The following is a 16,746-nucleotide window of genomic DNA, read 5'->3' on the forward strand; positions in this document are numbered from 1 at the left end:
CTGATACGATTCAATCATATTCATCAAAAGCATCATTTCATCCTGTCTTAGGGGCTACTGTGAAACAGAAATCGAACTATCGCGTGGGTGACTGTGACGTCTTCAAGGTTTCGGAACTTGAGGCGTCATTATCTGTGAGCATGCTGTATCCAGACCAGCAGCTGGACGGCCTTTCTCCTGAAAATATCGCGCTTTCGGTGCATAGCTGGATTGTCCGGACGCCGGATAACGTCATTGTCATTGATACAGCGAGTGGTAATGGACGTGAGCGTCCCGGCTCTCCGCTTTCCCACCAACTGGATACGCCTTATGAACAACGTTTTCGCGAGACAGGCATTGATCCCGATGAGGTGGACATCGTTTTGCTCACCCATCTGCATGGCGACCATGTTGGCTGGAATACTCATCAGGTTGAAGGCAAGTGGACGCCATTTTTCAAAAATGCGCGCTATCACTGTTCCGCTATTGGCCTGAAAAGCTGGCAAAACGATCCGGCAAGAAAAACGGTTTTAGAAGACAGCTTTAACCCGGTGATCGATGCCGGTTTACTTGAGACGTTCGATGTGAGTCAAACGCCGCATTTCGCAGAAGTGTTACGCGTTGTCCCGACGCCGGGGCACAGCCACGATCATGCGTCGATTATCCTGCACAGTGCGGGGGAATATGCCTTATTCAGCGGTGACCTGATGCATAATGAGCTTCAGGTCAGGCAGCCTCATCTGGCCTCACGCTTTTGTGCCAATGCAGAGCAGGCTGAAGTTCAACGCCGCTGGGCGATGGAATGGGCTGTCGAGAATCAGGCGCTATGGTTCAGCGCTCACTTTGCCCGAAGTTCCGCCGGTTATATCAATAAAACGGCAAACGGCTTTGAATGGCGTTTTGTCTGAGCCGGTTGGGTTATCTCACGTTGTCATCCTTGCCTGACCTCAGTGCGCCCCGCGTTGAATGGCGGTGCCGGGGCAGGCGGCATCAATCTAGGATTTCCCCACGTTCGCGCGCAACGGAGAAACGGTTCGCATGGATGCGCCCGGACGCCTGACTGTTTATTGGGGTTAACGGTGTATCTGGTGCGAGCGATCTGACCCTAAAAGGCTAGGGCGTGACCGCGACGTTCGAAAACGGACGGCTGCCTCACGTTAAGACAGGCGAACTCATGCCGCTGCATGACGCGTGGTGGGCCTTTTTTGCCTGCCCCTGGCGCTATTTTCCCCGCCGGTTGATGTCTGCGCCGTTGCGCGCAGTTATTGATTGTCTTAAAAAGGATCGCAAGGCTTCTGCGGATTCCGGCATGGGCTTAGGTTTCGCGTCGGTGGCGGGTAGGCGAGCGCTAAGGTGCAGCAAGGTTGTCGCAGTCCGACTGTTTTCGGCACATCGTAAAACGGCGACAAAAAGAGGCCGCAACAGCGGGCATTAAGTCGTTTTTCCAGGCAATATCCAGGTCACCGACATTGTCACATGTCACACCTGCCGACACATCGCGGCAGCTGTGACGTTCGGCGGTCGTCATCGCACTTTGTAAACCGGTACTCAGATGGGATTGATAGTCATCAAGCGCATCACGAATGTCAGCCGGTGCGAGCCATTCAAGATGTTTAGCTGGGCACTGGCGAGCGAGTTCAGCCTGATAGATCTGCCAGACATTGGCAACGGGGGGCGCTGCCAGCGCAGCGGTTGTTCCTGCAAACAACAAGACAGCCATCTGATATCGCATGATCATTTTCACCGCTCAAAGCCTTAACGTTCGGCCTGGTTTATTGCGGATAATACCGCTGCATCAGGCTCATCCCTAAAGTCACCCTCAGCTACGGTCGAAAAGCCGGGGTTAACAGGGTGCAGAAAGCCGATCAGCGCCTTTACGTCAGTCTCTGCTGCGCTGAGCGTAAAGGGCACTATAGCACTGCACTCCCTCTTCCAACAGGGCCTCTTATCAGCCAAAAACGGCGTAGAAACCGGGCGCGGTGATCCCGTTGGCGATGCTGGCCTTAAGCCTCGTGAGACGGTGTGATGCATGGCGTGCAGCCAGAAAAGATGCGTTGCAGGGTGGTGTTTTTGGATGCTTCAGGGCACCGTACGGCAATGTCTTTGATCGCATTACCACATGGACAGGTCGCAACGCCGTTCTGCTGCTGGCGCGCTGTTTCGCAGTGCCTGGCAGTCGGCTTACACCAGGGGCACGTGGACAAACAGGATGTTTTCAAAGCCGGACCGGGAAGTGGGAACAACCGTCCAGTACAGTCGGCACCCCTCACAGAAATGTCAGCCCCTGATGAGGGGCAAATCGCGCTTTTGGTCTGAGCTCGGGTCTTATCGACAGGCGGGTAACGGTCAGGCGCATTTCCTGTGATTTGACGTGCCGTCAGCCTCCATAAGTCCCTACGACCAGCTTGCCTGCCCGGTTGCAATCTCGCTCAGTGGCTCTTCGCGCCACTGCCAGGGTTGCCGAAGAACGACCCGGCTGGCGAATTTGGCAATACCGATCTCATCGTCCAGCAAACGATCCATCAGGTCCTGAAACCTGTGAAGATTCGGGGCGATGATTTTTAACAGATAGTCATAGCCTCCGCTGATGTTGTAGCACTCTACAATCTCCCGGTACTTACAGGCGCCGGATTCGAATTTGATAAAATCGGACGGGTAATGACTGTTCAGGGTGATTTCGGAGAACACAACCAGGTTATTACCCAGTTTGTTCAGCGTAACCCTGGCGGCGTAACCCGAAATAATTCCGCTCTGCTCCAGGCGTCGGGTGCGCGCCAGGCAGGGACTGGGGCTGAGGCTGATCGCCTCAGCCAGTTCCACTATCGAACACCGCCCCTCGCGCTGAAGATGCTCAAGTATTCTGATATCGGTACGATCGAGGGGTTTAATGTGCGTCATGGTCAGGTGATTACCTCAGAACAGACTGGGAAGCCCTGGCGGCCGTCGCTTCTGTCAGCGACTGATCGAGGACATCGATTATCATTCCCGCCTGATCTGCCGTCAAGACCAGCGGTGGGCGAATTTTCAGCACGTTGTGGCCCATTGCGCATGCGCTCAGCAGCACGCCTTTTTGACGCATTCTGTTCACCACCTGACTGGTCAGCCAGCGATCCGGGGTGCGCGACAGACGATCGGAAACCAGTTCCACGCCAACGAAGAGGCCGGCACCGCGAACATCACCGATCGCCTCATGCTTTTTACCCAGCGCGGTTATGCCATCAAGCAGCTGTTTGCCTACATCGCGCGCATGGGCAACCAGGCCATCCCTTTCAATGGTTTTCAGAACGGCCAGTGCGGCTGCGCAGGAAACGGTATTGCCCGCAAAAGTATTGAAATACCGTGAGCGTTGACCAAACTCCGCCAGCACATCAGCGGTGGCCAGCAGACCGGCAATCGGCTGACCGTTGCCCATCGGCTTGCCCAGCGTCACCATGTCCGGCATAATGCCGTGGCGCTGGAAGCCCCACATTGTCTCGCCTGTGCGCCCAAAGCCGGGCTGAACTTCATCGGCAATAAACACGCCACCGGCCCGCTTGATGGTTTCAACTGCACCTTTCATAAAGCCCACCGGACCAGGCAAGATGCCATCGCTGGTGAACAAGGAATCGACGATCAGCGCGGCGGGTTTGATGCCGTGACGCTGCAGGTCGGCGATTGCGTTTTCCACGTCGCGCGTGAAGCGCTCGCTAAGATCGGCTCCCTCAGCATGATAAAGCCGTGGGGCAGGAATCAGGCGCACATGGGCGCCAAGATCCACCGACGTGCCTAAAGAGGGCGAAAACTGAGAAACCGCGTCCGTGATGCCGTGATAGGCCGTCTCGGTCACAATAATGCCGGTGCCCCCGGTACGAACTTTGGCAATACGGTAAGCCAGGTCATTGGCCTCACTGCCTGTGCAGGTCAGCATCAGATGCGCAAGCGCGGTTTCCGGCACGGTGGCCAGCAGGCGTTCGGCCAGTTCCAGAATGGTGTCGTGCAGGTAGCGGGTATTTGTTGCCAGCGTCTGAACCTGCTGACAGATGGCCTCGGTGACGGCAGGATGGCAGTGCCCGAGCGAGGTGACATTATTATAAATATCCAGATAGCGACGGCCCTCAGGATCGATGAGCCACACGCCTTCACCGCGCACGATATGTAAGGGATGCTCGTACATCAGGCGATAGGCTGGGCCGAGCAGCGCATCGCGCCGTTGAATCATCGCGGCGGTGACCGGCCCCACGTCGACCTGGCCGGGGATATAGGCGTTTACCATATTGAGATCTGTCGTGCTTTTCATACAATTCTCCGGTTTCAGAGTTTAGCCAGCAGTCGGTCACGTGCCGTATCGCGAGACAGATCCGCCATTAAAGACAGCGCCTCCCACGCGGCTGGATTGTGCCGCATGATATAGGCGCGATTGTGTGGATAGCGAACCGCGCGCCACTCGGTAATCAAAACGGTAATCAGATGACGGGTCGCCATCAGATCGGTTACGACCGCCTGCTCCAGATCGGTAAGCGGGAGCGTCTGGTGGTAGGCGCCGACAAACTGGGCGGCGCCGGCAAAAGGATCGACGCTGCCTGCCATCTGAAAGGCAGCCGCGGTTGCGACTTCGCCGACCAGGGGGGCATAAAGCATGTCGCCAAAATCGATAATGCCCGTAATACGATCCTGCGCCTCTGGCGCAACCATCACGTTGTAGAGATGGAAGTCGTTATGGATAACCTGTGCCCTCAGCGCCGGAAGGCGCGGCAGGATATGGGTGATAAAACGCGTCATAAATTTTTCAGCCAGCCTGCGGCGGGTGGGATCGACAAGGTCTTCCAGCTTATCCATCAGGCGATGCGCGGCTGAAACGTTCCAGAGAAGATCGTGGCTGGCAGCGGGATGGCTGAATGCCTGTAAAGCCAGGTCAAGCCGGGCCAGGCAGGTGCCCATCGCGCAACGCTGTGCTGGGGTTCTCTCCGTATCCTTAACCTGTATACCGTCTAGATAGGTCAGCATTCTGACGGTCGTTATTTCTCCTCCGTCAAGAGTGACGTTGTCACGCAGGGAGCCCTCTAGCGTTCGCACGATGCGCGGCGTGGACAGCCCGGGCGCGGACTCGGCGATGTGATTAAGCGCGGCAATCTGAAAATCCACGATGGACAGCGCTTCAGAGGGATTACTGATCTTTAACACATAGCGCGTGCCGTCGGCCTGCTCGATGCAACAGTTCTGATCGCGCTCACTGGCCAGCGGCAGGACGGTGCCCTCAATGCCATATTTTTCAGACACTAAAGATTGGATAGCCGGCAGCGAAAGCGCTGGCGCAGCTGTGCTGAGTGCGACCGCCTTGGGCCTCTGTTCATCAGGCATCATATTTCCTCGTTTCTCCGCACCCAGAGACGCATTAAAGACCAAGCAGGCCGGCAAGCTGGCGGAAGTCGGTGAGCCGATCAACGCCATAACCTTCTAAGGCGGGTTCATGCCCACGATCGATAAACGCTTTGGCCATAAATCCAAGGTCGGATGCCGTCATCAGGTCATAACGGAAGCTGGAGGAGCAGTGCATCATCTGCTCGGGTCCGCAGCCCAACTGGTCAAACATGTATTCGAAAATCTGTGCACGCGGCTTATAAGCCTGAGCCGCTTCAGCGGTGTAGACCGCATGAAAAGGCGCTTTAAGATGGGCGACGCTGTGGGGAATAAGATCCACCATGGAATTCGACAAAATCACTAACGGAATATGTTGAGAGATCAATTCCAGCGTTTCCACAACGTGAGGATGTGGCTGCCAGGTCGGCACCGCGTTATAGAGAGTGAGTGCATCAGAATCGCGGTACTCCACATCATGCGCTTTACAGGCCCGCTGAATAGCGTTTTCAACGACCTGAAAAAACGGCTTCCAGTCACCCAGCACTTCATCAAGCCGGTAGAAACGGAAGCTGTCCAGAAACGCAGGCATTCGCTGTTCTGCAATCCGGTCGGCAAAAAGCCCCTTAGCGGTCGGCCCCATTTCAAAGTTTATGAGCGTTCCGTAGCAGTCGAAGCTGATAAATTTTGGCTGATAAATCATGCAATTAACCTCTTTGATTTGTTTTAAAGAAGTATATCGCTGTGACCGAACAGATAATTTCTTATTGACCCGGTAACGGAGTGGTTTTTGCTCAATTCACAGCGGAGGGCGGCATTATTTATCTGCCGCCAGCCACGCCCTCATGGTCTTCCCGACTTCTCTGCCCGTAACGCTTAGGTGCAGAGCAGAAATTTATCGGCCACACTTAGCCCAAAGACGTAGTTTGCACCCGCATTGTGTTTTACACTGCGCGCTGAAAAAATTGAGTAGATAAACGATTAGGTAGGCGGTAATGGCGATGAATGGAACAATCACAACCTGGTTTCAGGATAAAGGCTTTGGCTTTATCAAAGATGAAAACGGTGATAACCGGTATTTTCACGTGATTAAGGTCGCCAACCCTGATCTGATTAAGAAAGATGCGGCGGTGACGTTTGAACCCACCACCAACAATAAAGGGCTGTCGGCCTTTGCGGTGAAAGTCCTGCCCGAAAGCAAATACATTTTTATCGCGGGTGAGCGAATCAAGCTCACTGCCATCAAGTCTTATGTGGTCTTCAGCGAGGAAGTGCCTGCCAGCAGCCGTATTGATAAAGAAAATACGGTGCTGTCTGTGGGCATCTTGATGAACAATATCAAACCTAAATCCGCAGCCCAGGCCGATGAGATGCGTACGTTGAAAAAACTGGCCATCACCACCTTTCAGGGCGCAACCTTAATCTTCTCTGAAGATGAGATAGACATTGATGCCACGGTAAAAATGCTCAAGGTCTGACATCATCAGACCTGTCTGCCAGTGCCTCGCCTGACAGGGCGCTGGCGGCGTTTATGCCTTCTTTTTATCTCTCTTCGCGCCTTCCCGCCTGTGACTAACAGTTTTGTTATATTCCAGTGCGCCTCTTGATGAGCTTACAGACTTCCTTCAACGTCGTCTCTGTTCCGCATAGCCGAGATTGCGTTAGCGAACCACCGGCTCCCTCTCAGCCAGCATCTGCAGGACGCTAACCCTGGGATGAGCGACTGACGGATACCGGACCCGACGTGGGGAACCTCACGACTTAGCACATACAACGTCCGCTCGAATCTTAAGTGCGCACCACATCAGCGTCTGCAATCTGCTATCGCCTCAGGTATAATCCCGCCCATTCCTCATCAGATTCAGAGAACAAGATGGCAAAACTCACCTTACAAGAGCAGCTGTTAAAAGCAGGATTAGTCACCAGTAAGAAAATGGACAAGGTCCAGAGAACGGCCAAAAAATCGCGTGTTCAGGCCCGCGAGGCGCGCGAAGCTGTAGAAGAGAACAAAAAAGCCCAGCAAGAGCGTGACAAGCAGCTCAATGAACAACAACGGCAGGCTGTGCTTTCAAAAGAGTACAAGGCGCAGGTGAAGCAGCTGATTGACATGAACAAAATCGATATTTCCCGAGGTGATATCGGTTTTAACTTCACAGATAACAACCTGATTAAAAAAATCATGGTGGATAAGCCCACCCAGGCACAACTTATCAACGGCCGTCTGGCGATCGCACGTTTGCAGGTGGATAACAGCGAAGAGAGCCATTACGCCATTATTCCCGCGAGCGTTGCTGATAAAATTGCCCAACGTGATGCCAACAGTATTGTCTTAAACAGTGCGCTGAGTCAGGAAGCCCAGGATGAAGACGATCCCTATGCCGATTTCAAAGTACCCGATGATTTGATGTGGTAATGATTGCAATCAGGCGGGATAACCGCTGAGCCTTGCTGCAAAGTGCTGCGCACTCTCGCCGCAGGGCTCGTGCCGTTTGCAGCCATAATCAAACCTGATCCGATCGCTTTCGGGATCGAAACGCCGCGACTTTCATGCGATTGCCACAGGTCGCCATGCTGCACCAGCGGCGGCGGTGCGATTTACTGAGGTCATGGAAAAGCAGGATACAGTCATGTGCTTCACACTGGCGCACGTACGTAAAGCTGTCACTGACAACAAGCTCGACCAGTGCGTTGACCACCGGCCAAAGCAGGATGGCTGTGCTTATCTCCTCGTGGCTAACCGCGATCTGGTATCGCTGCGCGTCATCATCCCACGCCAGTCGCTTCGTCGGGCGCCCGTCCTTATAGAGCCTGTTAAGAACAGTCAGATCCGCAGATAAGCCATTCATCGCAGCATCGACTAGTGCACGTGCACTGTCGCGCAGCGCCCGCGCTTCATGTAACAGCCCATCAGGTGCCTGCAAAGGCGCGCCATCCGGCAAGATCCCTGCCATCTCCAGCCAGAGCATCACGCGTCGATCGTCGCTGAAACAGTCATGTCGCTGCTCGTCCACGCCGTATTCACTATTGATAAAGTCCAGTGCGAGGTTATCCGCCAGGAAAAGGAAGTCGTGGGTGTTGAGATCGGGATTCATAGCTACCTGTAACTGTTAAAAACATATTTGACAGGTTAGCAAAACAGATCGTAACCTTCAAATAATAACTTTAACGGTTACATCATAAGGAAACATCATGGCGGCTTCAAAATCCATTACGACGACAGACAGTTTGCGTACGCAAGACGTTAACGATGCACAGCAACGGGATGGCGTAAAATACCGCTACGAACAGGTTGGCGACGTCAATGTGTTTTACCGCGAAGCGGGCGATCCCAACAGGCCGACAATACTGCTGTTACATGGCTTCGCGGGATCCTCATTTATGTTCAGAGACCTGATCCCGCATCTTGCCGGGCACTACCACGTGATTGCACCCGACCTGCCTGCGTTTGGCTTCACGGAATCTCCGGCACGAGGCGAATACGTTTACGCCTTCAGCCAGCTGGCAATCACTATTGAACAGTTAACGCAACAGCTTAAGCTGGAGCGCTATGCGCTGATGGTTCATGACTATGGCGCCCCCGTCGGCTGGCGGCTTGCCGTCAGTCATCCGGAACGGATTACGGCCATTATTTCTCAAAACGGTAACGCCTATGAGGAAGGACTGGGTGAGGGCTGGAAACCGATCCAGCGCTACTGGCAGGAGCCCAGCCAGGAAAACCGTGACGCGCTGAGAGACTTCCCAACGCCAGCTTCGATCAAATGGCAATATCTTGAGGGCGTGCCCGATAAAAGTCGTGTCTCACCGGATGGTTACACGCTTGAGGGTTTGCACATTCTTCGGCCAGGTAACGCGGAGATTCAACTCGATTTGCTGCTGGATTACGCATCAAACGTGGCGCTGTATCCGGTCTTTCAGAACTACTTCCGTCAGTTTCAGCCCCCCTTGCTGGCGGTGTGGGGAAAAAACGATCCTTTCTTCCTGCCGGCTGGTGCCGAGGCGTGGAAACGGGATCTGCCCGATGCGGAGATTCGCTTCTATGATACCGGACACTTTGCGCTGGAAACGCACGGTCTGGCGATCGCTGCGGCTATTACCGACTTTCTGAACAACCTGCACCTGAAGTAAACTGGTGCCTTGAGCCGTGACAAGAAGAGGCGTTTGCGGGCTGGAGCGGCCCGGCACAACAATGTCAGCCGTGTTCCTGGCGCCAATGTAAAGGCGTTGCGTTAAAACGGGCTGGGGCTGACGATGTGAAAGGGCTCACCGGTAACGGGATGAATAAACTGCAGTTCACTGGCATGAAGCATTAACCTTGGCGTCTGTTCCATGCCCGGCAGCAAAAGCCCCCCGTAGAGGTCACAGCCTAAAATCGGATGGCCCAGCAGTTGGCAGTGAATACGTAACTGATGAGTGCGACCGGTTTCTGGGATCAGCGTCACGCGCGTCAGGGGAATCACTCTGGCGTCATCCCGTTTAAGGTTAAAACGCTCAACAACCCGATAACGGGAACGGGCAGGCTTGCCCCATTCGGCGCAAATAGACATCCGTGGAAACCGGGCTGGGTCTTTCGCGATGGGAGCATCAATGATGCCTTCTTCATCCGGTAAATGCCCGCACAGCAGGGCGCTGTAGTGCTTAGCCACCGTGCGCGCGCTGAATTGCTGGCTGAGCGCCGCGTTAATGGTTTTGTTACGCGCCACAACCATCAACCCGGAGGTGCCAAAATCCAGCCGGTGCACCAGTGTGCAGCCGGGGAAGATCGTCACCAGGCGATAGTGTACCGAGTCCAGGTTTTGGGGGTTTTTGCCTGACAGGCTCAACAGCCCACTGGGCTTGTCGATCAGCACCAGATGGTCGTCCTGATAGAGAATGCGTATCTCCTCATGGCACGGCGGGGCAATAAAAGTATCAACAATCGTAGACATCAGTGTGCCTGGGGCGTGAACAGGCGCTGATGATAACGAATTTTCACCCTCCAGGCGAATGGGGCGCTATAAGCGTCAGCCCGGAAAGGAAAAAAGTCTGATACCGGCTTGCAAGATCGCGAGTCTCTGTGTCGACCCGGTATCACATCGCGCTATTCATTTGGTTTTACCCTGTTCCCGGCGGCAAACGGCGACGATCGTATCACGAAGCCAGCGGTGCACCGGGTCCGCGTGCAGTCTTGGATGCCAGATAGCCAGCACCTTTATCACCGGTGTAGCCACAGGCAGATCGAAATGCACCAGGTCGGCGCGCCGGTTGGGCCCGACCAGCGCGGATGAGGGTACCAGCCCAATGAGGTCTGTCTGGCAAACAATATTGATGGCGCTGCTGTAAGTCGGAACGGACATCAGAATGTCCCGGCGCAGTTGAAGCGCATCAAGCGCGGCGTCAACAGGCCCAGAGCGGGCATTATTTCTGGACATGACGATATGCGAAAAGCTGGCGTAACGCTCTGCCGTCACGCCTGGGTTATCCAGCAGCGGATGATCGCGTCGGCAGATGCCCACAAAGTGGTCGCTGAATAGCAGCCTGGTTTTGAGTTCCGGCGCATCCGTACCCAGCACACCAATTTCAAGATCAATCTTGCCTTCACGCAACGCCTGCGGCGCTTTATCTGATTTATTGACGAAAATGAGTCGTAGCCTGGGCGCGGTCTGGCGAAGCTCGTTAAGCAGCGCGGCGGCGGTTAAATCGATAAATCCTTCATTCGCCCGTATGACGATGCTGCGCGCGGTTGTAGAAAGATCGAGGCGTTTATCTGCGGGGCGCAGCAGGGCGAACGCGTCCATAGTCGTCTCATGGACGCGCGTGGCCAGTTCAGTGGCATAGGGCGTTGGAACCATATTATGCCCGGCCTGAACCAGAAGCGGATCGCCGGTCGCCAGGCGTAAGCGGCCTAGCGTGCGGCTCATGGCGGAGGTACTGAGCCCCAACCGCTTCGCTGCGCGTGTCACGCTGCACTCTGTCAGCAAAGCATCCAGCGCAGTGAGTAAATTCAGATCAATATCAGGCATAAAGTCAGACCCTTGCATCAGACGCAATCTATTATTGCATCCTGTGCGTCTGGCTCAACTGTTCTTTGCGCATTAAAGTCGTTATTTCCGCAACCAGCAGGAGTAACTCTTATGACGCTTTATTCATCGCAGGCCGACAAGCCCAAAATGTTATTAATAGGTGCCTCACGAGGTATCGGGTTGGCCATGACCAGTGAGCTGCTCAGCCGCGGCTGGGAAGTGACGGCAACGGTGCGTAACAGCCATCCCGAGGCTATGCAGGATTTGTCTGCACGTTATCCGCATGCACTTACCATTGAACAACTGGACATCAACGATACCGATCAAATCGCTCAGCTTAAATCGCGGTTGCAGCATCGTTGCTATGACGCGCTTTTTGTGAATGCCGGCACGGCGAATCCCAACCAGAGTGAGACGATTGGAGAGGTCAGTACCGAAGATTTTATTCACGTCATGGTAACGAATGCGCTTTCGCCAATGCGGGTTGTTGAAACCTGTCAGGATCGAGTCAGAGCCAACGGACTGATTGGCGTCATGTCATCCGGTCAAGGTAGCGTGGGGGATAATGTGAAAGGGGGAAGAGAAGTGTATCGCGGCTCTAAAGCCGCGCTGAATCAATATATGCGAAGCTATGCGGCACGGCAGGCGCGCTCTCATCCGGACCGGGCTTTATTACTGCTGGCACCGGGCTGGATTCGCACGGCTCTAGGCGGTGAACAGGGGGCCTTTAGCCTTGAGGAAACCCTGCCTGATATCGTGAACGTCATCGAGCACAAGCGGGGCCGACCGGGGCTGGAGTATCTGGATCGCTTTGGCAAGCCGGTGACGTGGTAAACCGCCATTCAGTGATGGAAAGGGTGATATTCAGGCCTCTTCTGTGAGGGCATCCGTGGGCGCTTGCTGAACCACAGGTACCCGTCAGCTGCCTGAAGGTTCCCGCGCACCATCATGCTTGACCGACACTAAGCCATGAGTATTCATCAAAAATTAATGAAAAAATCCTAAAGCTTTTTCTCTTTTACCCGTTATAGAAGCTGGAATCCGGTTGGAAATCCTTAAAGAGACAATCGGAAACAAGGGCTTTTTACGTAAAGGGAATGCGATAAATATGAGCAAGTTATTAATAACGGGTACGTTGTCATTAGTCTTTCTGGTGGGATGCGCAGGTAAAAATAATGCTCAGGTCGTTAAGGCCGATAACGGCAGCACGCTGACTGTTGAGACGATTTATGCGCCAGTGGATATGAATAACAATCATTACTCAGACGTAAAACTGCGCGAAGTCACACCGGTGAGTACCGGTGCGGGTGTGGGAATGTCTGTGCTAACGGCAGTGTTAGGTGGGGGAATCAGCACCGGCTCTTTTGACAAAAACAGTTATAAAGGCACCTCTGTTGATGCGCTGCCCGAACCTACGGCGCACTATTTTACCCCAAAAGCCGTAGTGAAAATAAAAAGCTGGCTCGATAAAAATGGCAACGGATATGCTTATACACAGCCGCTGTTCATTGCCGCGGCGCAATGGTCACTGGTTTATAGCGATATGTCGGCCAATAACAGCAACTACGATTTAACTTACCGCGTGCTGTTCTATAAACGTCCGGAAGGCGGCAATATTCTCAGCGCCTATGTGGTATCAGAGTGTGCACCGAAACCGGCGACAGCACCGCTCAGTGACTGGAAGGCCAACAATTACGCTAAAGTGACCCAGGAAACGCAAAAGATGATGGATGCCTGTGTTCTTGAGCTTGATAATCAACTGCCACGTTTATTGAAAAAATAAATCCAGATCTGCCTGCCGCTGTAACGTGGCAGGCAATGAGTGATCCAGGCCTGTGCCCTTTGTACAAAGAACGTCTAGCCCGTATGTTAATTTCTGCTGCCAGATAACCCTTTTGCATCAGCCTACTGACTGCACAGAAACAGGCTCGAATTGACGCAGAACCTCATAACGAAACAGATAAAAAAGAAGAAGCAAAGCCGTGACTCAAGGCGTACTGATCCGATTGTATTACCTCGGGTGATTCACGGTTGACCGCCTGAGTTGATAAGGTCGGCGGCAAGCCATAAAAAAACGGGCCAGCAATCTGACCCGTTCGCAACGTCTCAGCAATCTTAACGCTTCATATGGTAGTAAGCGTCGTTCCAGCGCAGGGCATCCTTAAACGCAGGCAACTGGGTATGTTCGTCAATCACCAGCACCTCAATGCCGTGCATCTCACCGTACAGATACATATCATCCAGGCTCAGTGCCTGACTGAACACGGTATGGTGCGCGCCGCCCGCCAGGATCCAGGCTTCAGAGGCCGTTGCCAGCGATGGCTGAGCTTTCCACAGCGCACGGGCCACGGGCAGTTTTGGCAGAGGTTTGGGCTGCTCGATGGCGTCCACTACGTTCACCAGCAGACGGAAGCGGTCACCCATATCGATCACGCTGGCGTTGATGGCACGGCCTGCCGGTGTTGAGAAGATCAGTCGTGCCGGATCGGCTTTGTTGCCAATGCCCAGGAACTGAACGTCAATCAGCGGCTTCTCTTCCAGCGCGATGGACGGGCACACCTCCAGCATATGTGAACCCAGTACTAAATCGTTGCCCGGTGAGAAGTGGTAAGTGTAATCCTCCATAAAGGAGGTTCCGCCGGGACGATCGCCCGCCAGCACTTTGAAAATGCGCAGCAGGGCGGCCGTTTTCCAGTCGCCTTCGCCTGCAAAACCATAGCCCTGGCCCATCAGGCGCTGTACCGCCAGGCCGGGTAGCTGGGTCATGCCATGCAGCGTCTGGAAGTTGGTGGTGAATGCCATACAGCCTTCATCGTCCAGAAAACGCTTCAGGCCCAGCTCAATGCGCGCGGCATCCAGAACGTTTTGCCGCTTTTCACCGCCGACGGCGGCGACATCGGTAAAGCGGTACTGGCTCTCATACTCATCGACCAGTGCATTAACATCGCCATCGCTGACGCCGTTAATCACTTCGACCAAATCGCCCACGCCCCAGCCGTTAACGGCATAGCCAAATTTGATTTGTGCCGCGACCTTATCGCCTTCCGTTACGGCCACTTCACGCATGTTATCGCCGAAACGGGCCACTTTCAGGTGCTGACTGGCCTGTTTGGCCAGCGCGGCGCGCATCCAGTTGGCCACGCGCTGTTGGCTGTGTTTATCCTGCCAGTGGCCGGTCACCACGCTGTGCTGCAGGCCCATACGTGCGCCGATAAAGCCAAACTCACGACCGCCGTGAGCGGTCTGGTTCAGGTTCATGAAGTCCATGTCCATGCTGTCCCACGGAATTTCGGCATTGAACTGGGTATGAAACTGCAATAACGGTTTCGTTAATACGTTTAAACCGCCGATCCACATTTTGGCCGGCGAAAAAGTATGAAGCCAGGTAATGATGCCCACACAGTTTTGATCGTGACTGGCGTCACGGCACAGCGACAGCGCTTCATCTGGCGATTTCACCAGCGGTTTGAGTGCCAGGCGCACAGGCAGCCCCGCCTGATTCAGACCTTCCACCACCTGACGGGCATTCTGCTCAACCTGACGTAACGTTTCCGCTCCGTAGAGGTGCTGTGTACCAATGACAAACCACACGTTGAACTGTTGCATAAACCACTCCTTTACTTAGCGGAAGCGGAACGTGCGGCATAATGAGGTTCTGCCGTCACGCACCATTGTTGATAGCGTTGATAAAGTTCCTGATAGCGCGCGACGCGCTGCGGATCGGGCTGCAGCGTGACGTCAATCGGGCTGGCCATCACGTTCTGTGCCTGCTCGACGTCGCGGTGAACACCGGCGGCCACGGCGGCGAAGATGGCGGCGCCCAGGGCGCAGCATTCATCTGAAGAGACGATATCCAGCGGGCGATTCATCACGTCGCAGCAGGCCTGCATAATGGCGGGAGACTTACGGGCAATGCCGCCCAGGGTCAAAATGTTCTCAACCGGAATATCCTGCTGCTCGAAGCACTCCATGATGGCGCGGGCGCCAAATGCGGTCGCCGCAATCAGGCCGCCAAACAGGGCTGGCGCATCGGTGCCGAGATTAAGGTCGGTGATCACACCTTTAAGGCGCTGATTGGCGTTCGGTGTACGGCGGCCATTGAACCAGTCCAGCACCACCGGCAGATGATCCAATTGCGGATTGGCGGCCCAGGCGTCAGTCAGGTTTTTGATCAGCGACTTTTGCATCTCTGCCAGTTGCGGTTTTAGTTCAGGATGGTGCTGCGCCGCCTGCTGTAACGGCCAGCCGAGCAGACGACTGAACCAGGCATAAATATCGCCAAACGCCGACTGTCCGGCTTCCAGACCCATTGCGCCCGGCACCACGCTGCCATCGACCTGTCCGCAAATGCCTTTGATCGCGCGGTCGCCCACCTTCTCAGTATCCGCAATCAGAATGTCGCAGGTGGAGGTGCCAATCACTTTCACCAGCGTGTAGGGCCGTGCGCCTGCGCCCACTGCACCCATATGACAGTCAAAGGCACCGCCTGAAATCGTCACCTGCTGGGATAACCCCAGGCGCTGTGACCACTCGGGACTCAACGTGCCCACCGGCAAATCCGCGGTCCAGGTGTCTTTAAACAGTGGAGAGTCAAGCTGCTGAGTAAGATGGGGATCGAGCGCATTCAGAAATTCCACATCCGGCAAGCCGTTCCAGTCGCCGTGCCACAGTGCTTTATGACCGGCGGCGCAGCGTCCACGGCGCAGTTTTTCTGGGGCAACGGTATCGCTGAGCAATGCCGGTACCCAGTCGCACAGTTCAACCCAGGAGACTGCGGCCTCGCGCACCGCTGCATCGTGACGCGTCACGTGAAGGATTTTTGCCCAAAACCATTCAGAAGAGTAAATGCCGCCAATGTAACGGCTGTAGTCGGTAAAGCGGCCGCTACGGCACAGCTGATTGATCTCTTCGGCTTCTTCAATTGCCGTATGATCTTTCCACAGCACAAACATCGCGTTCGGGTTTTCAGCAAACTCAGGCCGCAGCGCCAGAACCTTGCCGTCACGGTCAACAGGCGCGGGTGTGGAGCCGGTACTGTCAACGCCGATACCGACGACGGCAGCGCGTTGTTCTTCACTCAACGCATTTAACACCTCGAGCATGGCCTGCTCCATGGCATCAATATAGTCTTGTGGATGGTGACGGAAGCGGTTGCTGTGAGGATCGCTGTAAAGGCCTTGCTGCCAGCGTGCATAGTTTGCCACGGCACTTTGCAGCTCCTGACCAGAGTGACAATCCACCGCCAGCGCACGCACCGAATCACTACCAAAGTCCAGTCCCAGGGTGATGGCTTCAGTACGCATTTGAATCTCCTGTTATGAATAAACCTCCTTATCCTGTGATGTGTAAGAAATAACGGTTAGTCACGGCTGGCTGAGAATATGCACTTTTCTGCCATCAGCAGTGAAATTGTGATCCATTGCAAAAGTTAAGA

16 protein-coding genes are annotated in these 16,746 nt (G+C 54.6%); 6 read left to right on the top strand and 10 right to left on the bottom strand.

Going from position 1 to position 16,746, the window contains the following annotated elements; translation table 11 throughout:
• Positions 1 to 59: 59 nt before the first annotated feature.
• Positions 60 to 887, top strand: coding sequence for an MBL fold metallo-hydrolase (locus tag EL29_RS06640; protein WP_013025685.1), 828 nt, complete (start codon positions 60 to 62; stop codon positions 885 to 887).
• Between the two features lie 440 nt (positions 888 to 1,327).
• Here the strand turns inward: EL29_RS06640 and EL29_RS06645 are convergent, their stop codons facing one another.
• From EL29_RS06645 to EL29_RS06665, 5 genes are all read right to left on the bottom strand, one after another.
• Positions 1,328 to 1,711 (bottom strand): hypothetical protein, encoded by a 384-nt coding sequence (locus EL29_RS06645; protein ID WP_015700368.1) that lies wholly within the window; start codon positions 1,709 to 1,711, stop codon positions 1,328 to 1,330.
• Between the two features lie 662 nt (positions 1,712 to 2,373).
• Positions 2,374 to 2,877 carry an Lrp/AsnC family transcriptional regulator gene (locus EL29_RS06650; protein WP_013025688.1) on the bottom strand — a complete coding sequence of 168 codons (504 nt, stop codon included), beginning with the start codon at positions 2,875 to 2,877 and terminating at the stop codon, positions 2,374 to 2,376.
• Between the two features lie 10 nt (positions 2,878 to 2,887).
• On the bottom strand, positions 2,888 to 4,255 hold the full coding sequence (locus EL29_RS06655) for an aspartate aminotransferase family protein (RefSeq protein WP_028715100.1): 1,368 nt from the start codon (positions 4,253 to 4,255) through the stop codon (positions 2,888 to 2,890).
• A gap of 14 nt (positions 4,256 to 4,269) precedes the next feature.
• On the bottom strand, positions 4,270 to 5,319 hold the full coding sequence (locus EL29_RS06660) for a phosphotransferase (RefSeq protein ID WP_231963280.1): 1,050 nt from the start codon (positions 5,317 to 5,319) through the stop codon (positions 4,270 to 4,272).
• A gap of 31 nt (positions 5,320 to 5,350) precedes the next feature.
• Positions 5,351 to 6,016, bottom strand: coding sequence for a haloacid dehalogenase type II (locus tag EL29_RS06665; RefSeq protein ID WP_014593641.1), 666 nt, complete (start codon positions 6,014 to 6,016; stop codon positions 5,351 to 5,353).
• A 292-nt stretch (positions 6,017 to 6,308) separates the two neighbouring features.
• On the opposite strand from EL29_RS06665, the gene EL29_RS06670 reads away from it, so the two are divergent.
• Both EL29_RS06670 and EL29_RS06675 read left to right on the top strand, forming a co-directional pair.
• Positions 6,309 to 6,791: a cold-shock protein gene (locus EL29_RS06670; RefSeq protein WP_013025692.1), complete on the top strand. Its 483-nt coding sequence runs from the start codon at positions 6,309 to 6,311 to the stop codon at positions 6,789 to 6,791.
• 395 nt (positions 6,792 to 7,186) lie between these two features.
• Entirely contained in the window at positions 7,187 to 7,726 is a 540-nt protein-coding gene (locus tag EL29_RS06675) for a DUF2058 domain-containing protein (RefSeq protein ID WP_014593642.1), read from the top strand.
• Positions 7,727 to 7,814: 88 nt separating this feature from the next.
• On the opposite strand, the gene EL29_RS06680 is transcribed toward EL29_RS06675, so the two are convergent.
• The gene (locus tag EL29_RS06680) at positions 7,815 to 8,405 is read right to left on the bottom strand and encodes a CGNR zinc finger domain-containing protein (RefSeq protein ID WP_024471574.1); all 591 of its coding nucleotides are present in this window, start codon (positions 8,403 to 8,405) and stop codon (positions 7,815 to 7,817) included.
• Positions 8,406 to 8,502: 97 nt separating this feature from the next.
• Here EL29_RS06680 and EL29_RS06685 point away from each other — a divergent pair, with 97 nt between their 5' ends.
• Complete coding sequence (locus EL29_RS06685) at positions 8,503 to 9,438, top strand: alpha/beta fold hydrolase (RefSeq protein ID WP_014593644.1); 936 nt, start codon at positions 8,503 to 8,505, stop codon at positions 9,436 to 9,438.
• A 101-nt stretch (positions 9,439 to 9,539) separates the two neighbouring features.
• Here EL29_RS06685 and EL29_RS06690 read toward each other — a convergent pair whose 3' ends face one another.
• Together EL29_RS06690 and EL29_RS06695 are read right to left on the bottom strand one after the other, a co-directional pair.
• Positions 9,540 to 10,238, bottom strand: coding sequence for an RluA family pseudouridine synthase (locus tag EL29_RS06690; protein WP_014605898.1), 699 nt, complete (start codon positions 10,236 to 10,238; stop codon positions 9,540 to 9,542).
• A 156-nt stretch (positions 10,239 to 10,394) separates the two neighbouring features.
• Positions 10,395 to 11,330, bottom strand: coding sequence for a LysR family transcriptional regulator (locus tag EL29_RS06695; RefSeq protein ID WP_014605897.1), 936 nt, complete (start codon positions 11,328 to 11,330; stop codon positions 10,395 to 10,397).
• Between the two features lie 93 nt (positions 11,331 to 11,423).
• Between EL29_RS06695 and EL29_RS06700 the strand changes: the two genes are divergently transcribed.
• Together EL29_RS06700 and EL29_RS06705 are read left to right on the top strand one after the other, a co-directional pair.
• Positions 11,424 to 12,146 carry an SDR family oxidoreductase gene (locus tag EL29_RS06700; RefSeq protein ID WP_028715102.1) on the top strand — a complete coding sequence of 241 codons (723 nt, stop codon included), beginning with the start codon at positions 11,424 to 11,426 and terminating at the stop codon, positions 12,144 to 12,146.
• A gap of 211 nt (positions 12,147 to 12,357) precedes the next feature.
• The gene (locus tag EL29_RS06705) at positions 12,358 to 13,095 is read left to right on the top strand and encodes a hypothetical protein (RefSeq protein WP_013025699.1); all 738 of its coding nucleotides are present in this window, start codon (positions 12,358 to 12,360) and stop codon (positions 13,093 to 13,095) included.
• Positions 13,096 to 13,427: 332 nt separating this feature from the next.
• On the opposite strand, the gene araA is transcribed toward EL29_RS06705, so the two are convergent.
• Both araA and EL29_RS06715 read right to left on the bottom strand, forming a co-directional pair.
• A complete protein-coding gene (araA, locus tag EL29_RS06710; RefSeq protein ID WP_014593649.1) occupies positions 13,428 to 14,918 on the bottom strand; it encodes an L-arabinose isomerase in 1,491 nt (496 codons plus the stop codon).
• A gap of 11 nt (positions 14,919 to 14,929) precedes the next feature.
• Positions 14,930 to 16,615 carry a ribulokinase gene (locus tag EL29_RS06715; protein WP_024471579.1) on the bottom strand — a complete coding sequence of 562 codons (1,686 nt, stop codon included), beginning with the start codon at positions 16,613 to 16,615 and terminating at the stop codon, positions 14,930 to 14,932.
• Between the last annotated feature and the right edge of the window lie 131 nt (positions 16,616 to 16,746).

This window comes from Pantoea ananatis LMG 2665 (genome assembly GCF_000710035.2).
GTDB classification, from domain to species: domain Bacteria; phylum Pseudomonadota; class Gammaproteobacteria; order Enterobacterales; family Enterobacteriaceae; genus Pantoea; species Pantoea ananatis.

Excerpts from the sequence above, each read along its gene's own strand:
- araA (WP_014593649.1), bottom strand. The coding sequence starts at position 14,918 with ATGCAACAGTTCAACGTGTGGTTTGTCATTGGTACACAGCACCTCTAC.
- EL29_RS06675 (WP_014593642.1), top strand. The coding sequence starts at position 7,187 with ATGGCAAAACTCACCTTACAAGAGCAGCTGTTAAAAGCAGGATTAGTC.
- EL29_RS06690 (WP_014605898.1), bottom strand. The coding sequence starts at position 10,238 with ATGTCTACGATTGTTGATACTTTTATTGCCCCGCCGTGCCATGAGGAG.
- EL29_RS06650 (WP_013025688.1), bottom strand. The coding sequence starts at position 2,877 with ATGACGCACATTAAACCCCTCGATCGTACCGATATCAGAATACTTGAG.
- EL29_RS06700 (WP_028715102.1), top strand. The coding sequence starts at position 11,424 with ATGACGCTTTATTCATCGCAGGCCGACAAGCCCAAAATGTTATTAATA.
- EL29_RS06660 (WP_231963280.1), bottom strand. The coding sequence starts at position 5,319 with ATGATGCCTGATGAACAGAGGCCCAAGGCGGTCGCACTCAGCACAGCT.
- EL29_RS06715 (WP_024471579.1), bottom strand. The coding sequence starts at position 16,615 with ATGCGTACTGAAGCCATCACCCTGGGACTGGACTTTGGTAGTGATTCG.
- EL29_RS06645 (WP_015700368.1), bottom strand. The coding sequence starts at position 1,711 with ATGCGATATCAGATGGCTGTCTTGTTGTTTGCAGGAACAACCGCTGCG.
- EL29_RS06655 (WP_028715100.1), bottom strand. The coding sequence starts at position 4,255 with ATGAAAAGCACGACAGATCTCAATATGGTAAACGCCTATATCCCCGGC.
- EL29_RS06695 (WP_014605897.1), bottom strand. The coding sequence starts at position 11,330 with ATGCAAGGGTCTGACTTTATGCCTGATATTGATCTGAATTTACTCACT.
- EL29_RS06680 (WP_024471574.1), bottom strand. The coding sequence starts at position 8,405 with ATGAATCCCGATCTCAACACCCACGACTTCCTTTTCCTGGCGGATAAC.
- EL29_RS06665 (WP_014593641.1), bottom strand. The coding sequence starts at position 6,016 with ATGATTTATCAGCCAAAATTTATCAGCTTCGACTGCTACGGAACGCTC.
- EL29_RS06670 (WP_013025692.1), top strand. The coding sequence starts at position 6,309 with ATGGCGATGAATGGAACAATCACAACCTGGTTTCAGGATAAAGGCTTT.
- EL29_RS06685 (WP_014593644.1), top strand. The coding sequence starts at position 8,503 with ATGGCGGCTTCAAAATCCATTACGACGACAGACAGTTTGCGTACGCAA.